Origin of the sequence: Sphingomonas sp., from assembly GCF_017744835.1 — a bacterium.
In the GTDB taxonomy this organism is placed as follows: domain Bacteria; phylum Pseudomonadota; class Alphaproteobacteria; order Sphingomonadales; family Sphingomonadaceae; genus Sphingomonas.
In genome coordinates this window covers 158491-170417 of sequence record NZ_JAGIAM010000003.1, presented here as the reverse complement: position 1 = coordinate 170417, position 11927 = coordinate 158491, and the positions used below count along the sequence as shown (strand labels likewise).

Genomic DNA, 11927 nt, shown 5'->3' with positions numbered 1-11927 from the left:
GCAACTTTCGGGACTCGACAAATTTACAACTTTCCTACACCCCCCAATCTATGGCATGTTCCTGTTTTGTTCGCAACGACGGGAACCCGGAACATGGCACGCTCCCCCCTCCCCGATCTCCTCCTGCGCTTCACGCCGCACATCCCCGATCGGCCCACCGCCACCGGCTGGACGGCCGAGCGGCAGATCGCCTTCATCGCCGCGCTCGCGCGCATGGGGGTGGTGCGCGCGGCGGCGGAGTCGGTGGGGATGTCGGCGCGCTCGGCCTATCAGCTGCGCGCCCGCGTCCGGCAGCGCACGCACAATCTCGCCGACGTGCCGATGACGCCCGAGCAGGCCGCGGCGCTCGGGCCCGGCTATGTCTACAGCTTCGCCGCCGCCTGGGATCTCGCGCTCGATGCCGGGCTCCAGCTCCAGATGGAGGCGGCGCTGCCGGTGGCGCTGGTGGGCGAGCGCACGCCCGTGATCCGCCGCGGCAGGATCATCGGCTGGCAGCACAAGTACAATATGCGCCTCGCGATCGCCGCGCTCGGCGCGTGGCGGCGCAGCGCCGAAGGCAGCTGGTACGATCACGAGGTCCGCACCGCCGAGCGCACCCATGTCTTCGCCGAGAAGATCGAGGCACTGTTCCGCCGCGGCCCCGCGCACTGGCCCGAGCTCGCGCCCGCCGAGAGCCGCGAGGAGCGGCTCGCGCGCCAGGCCCGCGAGCGCGAGGAGAAGCGCATCTACGGCCCGCGCAGCCACGGCCTGCTCGATGCCATGGGCCCCGCCGATCGCCCGCCGCGCACGCTCGCGCAGATCGCCGAGGAAGCGGCCGCCGCGCGCCGCTCGCCCGCCCCGCCCAGGGCCGCCTCGCCACGGGTGCAATGGTTATGATGTTGCTCGGCCACGCAACGAAATGTCACGATTCGCGGGAAAAGTGCGAAGTTAGCCGCGTTGGGGCGGCCGCGCGGGGGTTCGGCCGGTCAGGGGACCAGGTCGATCACTTCGGCGTCGGGCGCCTCGGCGCGGAGCAGCAGCGTGCGGTGGCAATGCTCGGGGTTGCGCTCGAAGCAGAGCAGCGCGCTCGGCTTCTCCTCGGCCAGCGCGCGCATCTTCGCCGCCTCGGCCTGGGCCTCGGGGAGCGCGAGCTGGTTCTCGTAGACCGCGCGCAGCGTCTTCACGTCGCCCTTCTTGGCGGCGTCGCGCCCCGGCTTGGGCGTGCCGAGGTTCTTGAGGTGGACATAGTCGATGCCCGCGTCGCGCAGGCTCGCGGCGAGGATGTTCTTGGAGAAGCCCGGCCGACGCGACAGCGGCAGCGCGCGGACGTCGATCAGCCGCTCCACCCCGGCCGCCTTCAGCGCCGCCAGGAACTCGCCCATGGTCGTCGCCTCATAGCCGATGGTGAAGATCCTCATCCCCTCAGCCTCCCGCGTTCGCGCACCAGCGTGCGCACCACGCCCCAGGCGATCAGCGCCTGCGCGGCGATGTACGTCGGCCATACCAGCAGTCGCGGCACGATCGAACCCTCGAGCGGGCCGATCCGCGCGAAAATGAGCAGGTCGGAGACGATGAAGAGCAGCGCGCCCAGCCCCACCGTCTTCAGCGGGAAGCGGCTGGTGAGCGCGGTCCCCGCCATCGCGCCGAGCCCGGCGGCGTACAGCGCGATGCCGGGGGCGACGCTGCGGTCGGTGGGGAGCGACCAGGCCGCGAGCGCAGTGAGCGCGGCCACCGCCAGCGCCGGCGCGATCGGCGCGGTGCGGTTGCGCAGGTACAGCGTGGCGGCGGTCAGGTGCCCGGCGAGGAAGGCGATGCCGCCGATGGTGAAGCCGTGCGTCTCGAGCAGCACGTCGCCCGCCGCGCCCAGCGCCAGCGCGGCGGCGATCAGCCAGCCGTCGGTCCGCCGCGCCTGGAGCGCCGCCCATAGCGCGAGCAGCCCGACGCACACGCCCTTTTCGGCGACCATCCACGCGCCGGACAGCTCCAGCAGCGCGTTGGAGAAATAATTGGCGGAGACGAGGAGCGAGAGGACGAACAGGGCGTCGACGGGGCGAAGGCGCATGGCCGGACCATAGCGTGGGCGAAAGCCTTGCCAACGGCTTTGTCATATGGGTCCGGCATCGCTATCTGCCCCGCCGTGACACACGACATCCATATCATCGGCGGCGGGCTCGCCGGATCCGAAGCCGCCTGGCAGCTCGCGCAGGCCGGCTTCAAGGTGAAGCTCTCCGAGATGCGCGGCTCGGGCGAAATGACGCCGGCGCACCAGACCGACCATCTCGCCGAGCTGGTCTGCTCGAACAGCTTCCGCTCGGACGATGCCGAGCGCAACGCGGTGGGGCTGCTCCACGCCGAGATGCGCGCGCTGGGCTCGCTGATCCTCGCCGAGGGCGACCGGCACAAGGTCCCCGCCGGATCGGCGCTCGCGGTCGACCGCGACGGCTTTTCGGCCGGCGTCACCGCGGCGCTCGAGAGCCACGCCAACATCACCATCGTCCGCGAACGCATCGACGCGCTCCCGGCCGAGGGCCTCGCGATCGTCGCCACCGGCCCGCTCACCGCTCCGGGCCTCGCCGAGAGCATCGGCGCCGCGACCGGCAAGGAAAGCCTCGCCTTCTTCGACGCCATCGCCCCGATCGTCCACCGCGACACGATCGACATGGACGTCGCCTGGTTCCAGTCGCGCTGGAACAAGGGTTCGGGCAAGGACTACATCAACTGCCCGATGACCAAGGACCAGTATCTCGCCTTCCACGCCGCGCTGCTGGCGGGCGAGAAGACCGAGTTCCGCGAGTGGGAGAACGTCCCCTATTTCGAAGGCTGCATGCCGATCGAAGTGATGGCCGAGCGCGGCGTCGACACGCTCCGCTACGGCCCGATGAAGGGCGTGGGCCTAGACCAGCCGAGCACCGGCCGCTGGCCCTATGCCGTGGTCCAGCTCCGCCAGGACAATGCCTCGGGCACGCTGTGGAACATGGTCGGCTTCCAGACCAAGCTGAAGTACGCCGCCCAGGTCGAGCTCTTCCGCACCATCCCCGGGCTCGAGAAGGCCGAGTTCGCGCGGCTCGGCGGGCTCCACCGCAACACCTTCATCAAGAGCCCCGAGCTGCTCGACGGCACGCTGCGGCTCAAGTCGCGCCCCAACATCCGCTTCGCCGGCCAGATCACCGGCTGCGAGGGCTATGTCGAGAGCGCCGCGATCGGCATGCTCGCGGGCCGCTTCGCCGCCGCCGAGCTGGGCGGCAAGACGCTGACTGCCCCGCCCCGCGAAACCGCGCTCGGCGCGCTCCTCGCGCACATCACCGGCGAGGCCGAGGCCGAGACCTACCAGCCGATGAACGTCAACTTCGGCCTGTTCCCCCCCATCGAGGGCCGCAGCAAGAAGGCCGACCGCAAGCTGATGTACACCGATCGCGCCCGCACCGCGCTCCAGAGCTGGTTCGCGGCGCACGACATTGCCGGGAGCGCCGCCGAGGCGTAGCATCGCGCGCGAGCGGGGGATGTCTAAGGAGGACATCCAATGCACTTGCGTCCCCTATCCGGCCTCGCGCTCGCGGCGGGCCTGCTGCTCGTCCCCGGCGCCTCGGCGCAGCGCGCGGGCGAGATCACGGTGTTCAGCGGCATCGGCTTCACCGGCCGCGCCTTCACCCTGTCCGGCCAGCGCGACACCCTCAACCTCGGCTGGACGGTCCGCAGCGTCCGCATGGGCGGCGGCCCGGCGTGGGACCTGTGCACGCGCACCAATTTCCGCACGCCGTGCAACCGCGTGACCCGCAACGTCACCAATGTCCGCTGGACGGTCGCCTCGGCGCGCCCGACCGTCGCGACACCGGGGCCCGAGCCGATCCCGCCCCAGGGCGGCGGCGGCGCGTCGCTGCGCGGTATGACCGCCGAGTTCTTCGTCGCGCCCGCGGATGCGCGCGGCCGGATCGAGACGAGCCGCCAGGGCACCGCTGCCGCGGCATCGGAAGCCGCAAACCGCTTCTGCCGTTCGCGCGGCTGGGTCGGTTCCTCCTATGAGCGCCAGGAAACCGTCGGCGGCCGCAACTTCCTCGCCGACGTGCTCTGCACGCGCACGGGCTAGGTCTCAGTCCTCGTCCTTGTCGGCGGCGGGCGGGCAGGCGCATTTGGCCGCCGCCCGCCGCTTGGGCGCAGTGGTCGCGAACTCGGCGCGAGTGAGCGTGCCGGACTTGTCCTTGTCGGCCTCGGCGAACTTGTCGGTGGTGCGCTTCGCCCATTCCCCGAAGTCGAGCCGCCCGTCGCCGTTGACGTCGAGCTTGGCGAAGGCCTTGCGCCGCGAGGCGAGATATTCCTCGCGCGCGACCTGGTCGTTGCGGTCCTTGTCGTAGCGGTCGAAGCGCTTCTGCTCGCGCGTGCGATCGCTTGCGCGCGGCGCCTCCGCGGGAAGCGCCGCCTCGCCGTCTGCCGCCGCCGCAGCCTGGGCCGGCGGCGGGGCCGCGAGCCTCGGCTTGGTCTCGGCCGAACCACGGAAGAGAAAGATCCCCGCCCCCACCAGCAACAGGGCGGCAACGGCACCCGCCAGATAGCGCCACGTCATCGGCTTCCCCCCGAGAGCCACGATCAGCGACAGGCTAGCCGCTGTCGGCACGGAGGCAAGCGCTATCGGCCGGTCAACCTGTGCCAGAACAGGCGCGCCACGCGGCGGGGCGCGCCATGCGGTACCGGCGCATCCTCGGCCAATGCCAGGTCCATCCGCGCGAGATGCGCCAGCGCGCCCAGCGCCCTCCCCCGCGCGCTCCAGCGCTGCCGCAGCGCCTCGTCGAGCAGCCGCCCGGCCTGCGCCCGCGCCTCGCCGGCCTCCTCCGCCCCGCGCAGATTCCGCGCCAAGTCCGCGAGCGCCCAGCCGCGCCCCGCGTCCTCCACCGGATCGCCCGGCGTAGCGCCCAGCGCCCGCCCGCCGGCCACGAACAGCGCCCCTCTCCCCGCACCGAAGCGCGCGAGAGCATCGGCGTCTAGCGCCTCCTCTTCGATCAGCACTTCCCAGCCATGGACGATCGGCACCAGCGACGCGCCGGTCACGCCCAGCGGCAGCAGCGCCTGCGCGATGCCCTGCAGCACCGGCTCGGCGGGCGCGGGCTCGGTATCGAGCCTGGCCAGCGCTTCGCGCCACCAGGCGAGACGCATCTGGCCGAGCGCAGGCTCGCGGGTGGTGCGCAGCAGCAGCGCCAGCGCATCGTCGAGTGCGAGCAGCGCCGCCAGCGCGGCGCGCCGATCGCCCGGCGCATAGGCGAGCACCAGCGCGCGTTCGGGGGATTCGTCGCTCATCGGCATCCGGTTCCCACCGGAGCCGGAGATAAGAATCGCGTTAACCACATGACTTTAGCGCCGGTTAGCCAGACGCGCCGCATAGCGCTGCGCTGATAGGGGACCGGGAACGCATCCATGGGGCAGAAGCAGGCAGGCTGGACCAAGGCACGGGGCTTCCTGAGCGCCCTTGGACGCGACACGCGCGCCAACACGCTGGCGATTATGGCGATCGCGCTGATCCCGCTGGCGGGCATGGTGGGCGGCGGCGTGGACATCAGCCGCATGTACATCGTCAAGACGCGGCTGCAACATGCCTGCGACGCGGGCGCCCTGGCCGGACGCAAGGCGATGGGCGGCGGCAGCTGGACGGACGCCGATGAGGGCACCGCCGAACAGTTCTTCGACGCGAATTACGACAAGACTGCCTATGGCCTGAACCCGGACAACGTCGACCGCGAGTTCGAAGAGAGCGCGGGCAAGGTGACCGGCACCGCCTCGGCCGTGGTGCCGATGACGCTGATGCGCATCTTCGGAAAGACCGAGGAGACGCTTTCGGTCAGCTGCGACGCCGAGATGCGGCTGCCCAACACGGACGTGATGTTCGTGCTCGACGTCACGGGGTCGATGGCACAAAAGGCCTCCAACAGCGATCCGAACACCAAGATCGTGGCGCTGCGCAAGGCAGTGAAATGCTTCTACGAGATCGTTGCGCGCCTCGATACGGATGCGCAGTGCGAAGGCGATGCCCCGAGCGGCGGCACCGCGGAGGACGTGCAGATCCGCTTCGGGTTCGTGCCCTATGACGTGAACGTCAACGTCGGCAAGCTGCTGCCCAACGAGTATCTTGCCGACAGGTGGAACTACCAGACGCGCCAAGCCAATCATACGGTGACCGGCAGTACCAACACCTACCCCAACACCGTCGACAGCACCGGCCCATCGAGATCGGGTACCAGCGCATGGGGTAGCTATACCGATACGGGAACCAGCTCCTATTATGGCTGTCCGCAGGTTCCGGCCACCAAGAACAATGTCGCCGAAACCTTCACCATCGACACCGCGGTGACTACGGCGGCCAACGGAACCCGCACCTGGGAAACCCGCACCTATTCGACCATCAGCATCTCGTATCGCACCAACGGTTCCTCGCCCTGCAAGCTCCAGCAGCGCAAGCAGGGCACGGGTACCTATACGGTGGTCGTCCACACCCAGGTACCGGTGCCTGCCAATACCTATAAGTTCGACAATTGGACCTATGGCAACCTGTCGATCGACGTTAGCGGGCTCAAGGCGGGCGGAAGCAACTGGAACGATTCGGTCCGAGTGAAGAAGCTGACCAACTCGGACGACCCCAATGCGACCACCACGATCAATTGGGAGGGCTGCGTCGAGGAACGCCAGACGGTGAAGCAGGACAGCTATCTGCCGATCCCCGCGAACGCCAAGGACCTCGACATCAACACGCCGCCCACGCCGGGCAACTCCGCGACGCAATGGGGGCCGTCGCTGCGGGGTCTCCTCTATCTCTACAAGTCCACTAGCGGCAGCGGGAACTGGACCCGAACGCCGATCGATGGGGTGAAGGATTCCACCAGCTACAGGAACGGCCTCGATTCGAATTCGGGCGTGAGCTATTCCTGCCCCACCGCGGCCCACAAGCTGGAGAAATGGAGCGATCCGTCGGTCTTCTCCAACTATGTCGACAACATGTGGGGCGGCGGCAATACCTATCACGACATCGGCCTGATCTGGGGCGGTCGTCTGATGTCGCCGCACGGCATCTTCGCGGCGGAGAATGCGCACACCGCCAAGGGCGGCGAGATCGAGCGGCACATGATCTTCATGACCGACGGTGACGCCTGCACCAACGGGACCAATTACAATGCCTATGGTCTCGCCTGGTTCGACCGCCGTCAGACCGATGCCTCGATTGATCCTGGGAAAACGCAGACCTGCTCGTCCGACAGCGGCGGCGGCGGCATCCTCACCAAGCAGGTCGAGGCGCGCACGGCCGCGGTTTGCGACGCCATTAAGAAAGAGAAGATCACTCTGTGGGTCATCTATTTCGGCACGATCGCCACGACCGACATCCGCGACAAGATGAAGGCCTGCGCGACGTCCGAAGACCATTTCTTCGAGGCGAAGAAGGAGGCGGACCTGCAGGAGAAGTTCCGCTCGATCGCCAACCAGATCTCGCAGCTGAGGCTTACCCAATGATCCGGCCGGTTGCCCGGAAACGCGCTCAAGCGAGGGGGCTCCGTCTTACGCGTGCCCTCGGGCGCGACGAACGCGGCATCACCGTCGTCGAGTTCGCGATCGTCGCGCCGGTGATGTGCCTGATGCTCGCCGGCGCATTCGACATAAGCCACACGCTCTACATGACCGCGCAGCTTCAGGGCGTCATTCAGAAGGTGACGCGTGACTCGGCGCTCGAATCCGGCGCGGCGACGACGCGCCAGGAAGCGCTCGACGCGAAGCTAACCCGAGAGGTCAAGGTCCTCGCCAACAATGCCGACGTGCAGATCACGCGCAAATGGTATCGCACCTTCTCGGACGCCGCGGCCGCGAAGTTCGAGCCCTTCACCGACGCCAACGGGAACGGCACCTGCGACGGGCCGCAGGGCGCGACGCCCGGCGAGCTCTATGAGGACAACAACAACAACGGCAATTGGGACCGCAACGGCGGCAACGGCGGCCAGGGCGGCGCCAAGGACGCCGTCGTCTATACCGCGACGATAACCTACCCGAGCTTCTTCCCGCTCTTCAAATTCATCGGCGGCTCGGGAACGACGATCGTCAAGGCCTCCACCGTGCTGCGCAACCAGCCCTATGGAGACCAGGCCCCTCCCACCGTGCGGAACTGCACATGATCCAGCAACGCCGCCCCAAGATCCGCCGGCTGCTGCGGCGCCTGGCCAGCGACACCAGCGGTCTCGCGCTGCTCGAGTTCGCATTCTCGCTGCCGATCCTGCTGGCGCTGAGCCTCAGCGGGGCCGAGCTGACCAACTTCGTGATCACGCGCATGCGGGTCAGCCAGCTCGCGCTCCACATCGCGGACAACGCCGCGCGCATCGGCTCCGGGACGCAACTCGAAGCCAAGAAGATCACCGAAGCCGACATCAACGACCTGCTCATCGGCGCCGGTCTTCAGGCAAACGATCTGAAGCTGTTCGACAACGGGCGCGTCATCATCTCGAGCATCGAGCCCGACCCGGCGCACGAGGGCAAGTCGATGATCCGCTGGCAGCGCTGCAAGGGCGCGAAGACCGCCTGGACCTCCAGCATCGGCGCCGCCCGGACGGACAACAAGACGGGTTTCGGCCCCGCGGGTCGCCAGGTCAGCGCGCCCGAAGACGTCGTCGTGATCTTCGTCGACGTCCGCTATCAATATACGCCGCTGATCGAGACTTCGATCTCGCCGGCGACGGAGATCCACGAAACCGCCTCGATGATGGTGCGCGATCGTCGCGACACGGGCGGTGACGAGGACAAGGGTTCCGCCGCCACGCATCCGTACGGCATCTACAAGGTCGACGGCGTCGTAGCCTCGACCTGCTGAGCAGGGCGGCCCCCTCCCCCGCGGGAGGAAGCCGCCTGCCAGTTCACCCCTTGTAGGTGACCTTCTTCACCGCCGCGACCACCTTGTCGGCGGTGATCAGCGCCAGCTTCTCCAGGTTCGCCGCATAGGGAAGCGGCACGTCCTCATTGGTCACGCGCAGCACCGGCGCGTCGAGGTCGTCGAAGCCCTCTTCCATCGCGATCGCGGCGATTTCCGACGAGATCGAGCAGACCGGCCAGCCTTCCTCGACCACCACCATGCGGTTGGTCCTCTTCAGGCTCTCGAGCACCGTCGCCTTGTCGAGCGGGCGCAGCGTGCGCAGGTCGATCACTTCGGCGTCGATCCCCTCGCCCGCCAGCGTCTCGGCGGCTTCCAGCGCCAGCCCGACGCCGATCGAGTAGCTGACGATCGTCACGTCCTTGCCCGGCCGCACGATCCGCGCCTTGCCGATCGGCAGCACGTAATCGTCGAGCTTGGGCACGTCGAAGCTGCGGCCGTACATCAGCTCGTTCTCGAGGAAGACCACCGGGTCCTCGCTGCGGATCGCAGCCTTGAGCAGGCCCTTGGCGTCGGCCGCGTCATAGGGCGCGATCACGATCAGGCCGGGGACCGCGGCGTACCACGGGCCGTAATTCTGGCTGTGCTGCGCGCCGACGCGGCTCGCCGCGCCGTTGGGGCCGCGGAACACGATCGGGCAACGCATCTGGCCACCCGACATGTAGTTGGTCTTGGCGGCCGAATTGATGATGTGGTCGATCGCCTGCATGGCGAAGTTGAACGTCATGAACTCGACGATCGGCTTGAGGCCGCCCATCGCAGCGCCCGTGCCGATGCCGGCGAAGCCATATTCGGTGATCGGCGTGTCGATCACACGCTTGTCGCCGAACTCCTCGAGAAGGCCCTGGGTGACCTTGTAGGCGCCCTGATACTCGGCGACTTCCTCACCCATCACGAAGATGCGCTGGTCGGCGCGCATTTCCTCGGCCATCGCGTCGCGCAGCGCCTCGCGGACGGTGGTCTTGACCATCTCGGTGCCCGCGGGGATCGCCGGATCGGCGACGGTCGCCGCCTTGTCGCTGGCGAGTTGCTTAGTGCCGCTGTCGGCCTTCTTGGGGCCGCCGTCCTCGCCCGCTTCGGACTCGGCCGCCTTCTGCTCCTGCGCCGGCGCTTCGGCCTGCGTGGCAGCTGCGGGAGCGGGTGCCGGAGCCGCGGAGGCATCCTCGCCTTCGGCCGCGATCATCGCGATCACGGTGCCGACCTTCACATTATCGGTGCCCTCGGCGACCAAGATCTGGCTGATCGTGCCTTCGTCCACGGCCTCGAATTCCATCGTCGCCTTGTCGGTCTCGATCTCGGCGAGAATGTCGCCCGACTTCACAGTGTCGCCTTCCTTGACGAGCCACTTGGCGAGCGTGCCCTCTTCCATCGTGGGCGACAGCGCCGGCATCTTCAATTCGATCGCCATCTCAGTAAGTCTCCACCAGCACGTCGGTGTACAGTTCGGCCGGATCGGGCTCGGGCGTCTGCTCGGCGTAATCGGCTGCTTCGTTCACGATCTTGCGGATCTCCGCCTCGATCGGCTTGAGGTCGTCCTCCTTGAGGCCCAGCGTCTCGAGCTCGCGCTTGACCGCCTCGATCGGGTCGGATTTCTCGCGGACCGACTGCACTTCCTCGCGCGAGCGGTACTTGGCAGGGTCGGACATCGAGTGGCCGCGATAGCGATAGGTCTTCATCTCGAGGATGATCGGGCCCTTGCCGCTGCGCACCCATTCGAGCGCCTCTTCCGCGGCACCGCGGCAGGCAAGCACGTCCATGCCGTCGACCTGGATGCCGGGGATGCGGAAGCTTTCGCCGCGCTTGTAGAGCTGGTCCTCGGACGAGGCGCGGTTGACGCTGGTGCCCATGGCGTACTGGTTGTTCTCGATCACGAAGATGATCGGGAGCTTCCACAGCTCGGCCATGTTGAAGGCTTCGTAGACCTGGCCCTGGTTGGCCGCGCCGTCGCCGAAGTAGGACATGGCGACGCCGCCGTCCTCATTGTACTTGTGCGCGAACGCCAAGCCCGCGCCGAGCGAGACCTGCGCGCCGACGATGCCGTGGCCGCCGTAGAACTTCTTCTCGGTCGAGAACATGTGCATCGAGCCGCCCTTGCCGCGGCTGATGCCTGCCGCGCGGCCGGTCAGCTCGGCCATGATGATCTTGGGGTCGATGCCGTAAGCCAGCATGTGGCCGTGGTCGCGGTAGCCCGTGATCACCGAGTCCTTCTCGCCGTCGAGCGCCGACTGCAGGCCCACCGCCACGGCTTCCTGGCCGATGTAGAGGTGGCAGAAGCCGCCGATGAAGCCGAGACCGTAGAGCTGCCCGGCCTTCTCCTCGAAGCGGCGGATGAGCAGCATCTGCTTGTAGAATTCGAGCAGCTCCTCCTTGGAAGCTTTGTACCGCTGCGGTTCGTTGGGGCGCTCGCGGTTCGATGCCGCGGGTGCGGGGGACGCTTTACGTGCCGGTGCTTTGGCCACAGGAAATCCTCATGCCCGGGGAAGGTAGTGCGGGGCCTATAGGCGGGTTCTTGGCCCGGACGCAACGTCAACGCGCAAGCGCAGGGGACGTTCGGCCCCAGCTGTTGCGCGAGTGCACTGACGTAGGGGAAAGCGCTCCCCGCCTGCGCCTATTTCTTGAGCGGGATGATCACTTCGTCGGGACGTGCGACGTTGAGCTGCTTGCGGACCAGCTCCTCGACCATGTCGGGGTCGGCGCCGCGCCGCGGATCGAGCAGATCGACGCGGTTCTTGAGCGTGGCGCGCTTCTTGTCGAGCGCGGCGAACTCGACGTTTTTCTGCGCGAGCTCGGCCTGGAAGTCGCGCGCCGCCAGGATTCCCGTCGGCCCCAGCACCGCATTGTAGCCGAAGAAGCTCACGGCGATCAGCACCGCGGCGGGCAGGCCCGCGCGGCGAAGCAGGGTACGAATTGGCGAAGTGCGCGACATGACTTGACTCTTCGCGCAAGCCGAGTCGCGAATCAACCCCGCATGTGTCCGGATTGTTACTTCAGCGCGGATTTTCCGGGATAAAATCGGCGAATCGATTCGCGAGTCCCGTGCGCCTTCACTCCCGGGAAGGGTCGG

The 11927-nt window shown here is 67.9% G+C and carries 13 protein-coding genes; 6 read left to right on the top strand and 7 right to left on the bottom strand.

What is annotated here, in order from left to right; translation table 11 throughout:
- The first annotated feature begins 93 nt into the window (after nucleotides 1–93).
- The gene (locus J7500_RS08675; protein WP_294061314.1) at nucleotides 94–876 is read left to right on the top strand and encodes a hypothetical protein; all 783 of its coding nucleotides are present in this window, start codon (nucleotides 94–96) and stop codon (nucleotides 874–876) included.
- 89 nt (nucleotides 877–965) lie between these two features.
- On the opposite strand, the gene J7500_RS08670 is transcribed toward J7500_RS08675, so the two are convergent.
- Nucleotides 966–1397, bottom strand: a complete 432-nt coding sequence (locus J7500_RS08670; RefSeq protein ID WP_294061313.1) for a DUF488 family protein — start codon at nucleotides 1395–1397, stop codon at nucleotides 966–968.
- Complete coding sequence (locus tag J7500_RS08665) at nucleotides 1394–2041, bottom strand: lysoplasmalogenase family protein (RefSeq protein ID WP_294061312.1); 648 nt, start codon at nucleotides 2039–2041, stop codon at nucleotides 1394–1396. Before J7500_RS08665 ends, J7500_RS08670 begins: the two co-directional genes overlap by 4 nt.
- A gap of 75 nt (nucleotides 2042–2116) precedes the next feature.
- Here J7500_RS08665 and trmFO point away from each other — a divergent pair, with 75 nt between their 5' ends.
- Entirely contained in the window at nucleotides 2117–3460 is a 1344-nt protein-coding gene (gene trmFO, locus J7500_RS08660; RefSeq protein ID WP_294061311.1) for a methylenetetrahydrofolate--tRNA-(uracil(54)-C(5))-methyltransferase (FADH(2)-oxidizing) TrmFO, read from the top strand.
- Between the two features lie 39 nt (nucleotides 3461–3499).
- A complete protein-coding gene (locus J7500_RS08655; RefSeq protein ID WP_294061310.1) occupies nucleotides 3500–4063 on the top strand; it encodes a hypothetical protein in 564 nt (187 codons plus the stop codon).
- 3 nt (nucleotides 4064–4066) lie between these two features.
- On the opposite strand, the gene J7500_RS08650 is transcribed toward J7500_RS08655, so the two are convergent.
- Both J7500_RS08650 and J7500_RS08645 read right to left on the bottom strand, forming a co-directional pair.
- The gene (locus tag J7500_RS08650) at nucleotides 4067–4537 is read right to left on the bottom strand and encodes an EF-hand domain-containing protein (RefSeq protein ID WP_294061309.1); all 471 of its coding nucleotides are present in this window, start codon (nucleotides 4535–4537) and stop codon (nucleotides 4067–4069) included.
- 62 nt (nucleotides 4538–4599) lie between these two features.
- A complete protein-coding gene (locus J7500_RS08645; RefSeq protein ID WP_294061308.1) occupies nucleotides 4600–5265 on the bottom strand; it encodes a squalene/phytoene synthase family protein in 666 nt (221 codons plus the stop codon).
- Between the two features lie 117 nt (nucleotides 5266–5382).
- Here J7500_RS08645 and J7500_RS08640 point away from each other — a divergent pair, with 117 nt between their 5' ends.
- Genes J7500_RS08640 through J7500_RS08630 form a run of 3 tightly spaced genes read left to right on the top strand, consistent with a single transcriptional unit; the run spans nucleotide 5383 to nucleotide 8806 of the window.
- A complete protein-coding gene (locus J7500_RS08640) occupies nucleotides 5383–7464 on the top strand; it encodes a TadE/TadG family type IV pilus assembly protein (protein WP_294061307.1) in 2082 nt (693 codons plus the stop codon).
- Nucleotides 7461–8117: a TadE/TadG family type IV pilus assembly protein gene (locus J7500_RS08635; protein WP_294061306.1), complete on the top strand. Its 657-nt coding sequence runs from the start codon at nucleotides 7461–7463 to the stop codon at nucleotides 8115–8117. The genes J7500_RS08640 and J7500_RS08635 overlap by 4 nt, the downstream gene beginning before the upstream one ends.
- The gene (locus J7500_RS08630; protein ID WP_294061305.1) at nucleotides 8114–8806 is read left to right on the top strand and encodes a pilus assembly protein; all 693 of its coding nucleotides are present in this window, start codon (nucleotides 8114–8116) and stop codon (nucleotides 8804–8806) included. The genes J7500_RS08635 and J7500_RS08630 overlap by 4 nt, the downstream gene beginning before the upstream one ends.
- Before the next feature lie 43 nt (nucleotides 8807–8849).
- Here J7500_RS08630 and J7500_RS08625 read toward each other — a convergent pair whose 3' ends face one another.
- From J7500_RS08625 to J7500_RS08615, 3 genes are all read right to left on the bottom strand, one after another.
- Entirely contained in the window at nucleotides 8850–10271 is a 1422-nt protein-coding gene (locus tag J7500_RS08625) for a pyruvate dehydrogenase complex E1 component subunit beta (RefSeq protein WP_294061304.1), read from the bottom strand.
- Nucleotide 10272: 1 nt separating this feature from the next.
- Nucleotides 10273–11322, bottom strand: coding sequence for a pyruvate dehydrogenase (acetyl-transferring) E1 component subunit alpha (pdhA, locus tag J7500_RS08620; protein WP_294061303.1), 1050 nt, complete (start codon nucleotides 11320–11322; stop codon nucleotides 10273–10275).
- 149 nt (nucleotides 11323–11471) lie between these two features.
- Nucleotides 11472–11789 (bottom strand): septum formation initiator family protein, encoded by a 318-nt coding sequence (locus tag J7500_RS08615; protein WP_294061302.1) that lies wholly within the window; start codon nucleotides 11787–11789, stop codon nucleotides 11472–11474.
- Nucleotides 11790–11927: the final 138 nt, after the last annotated feature.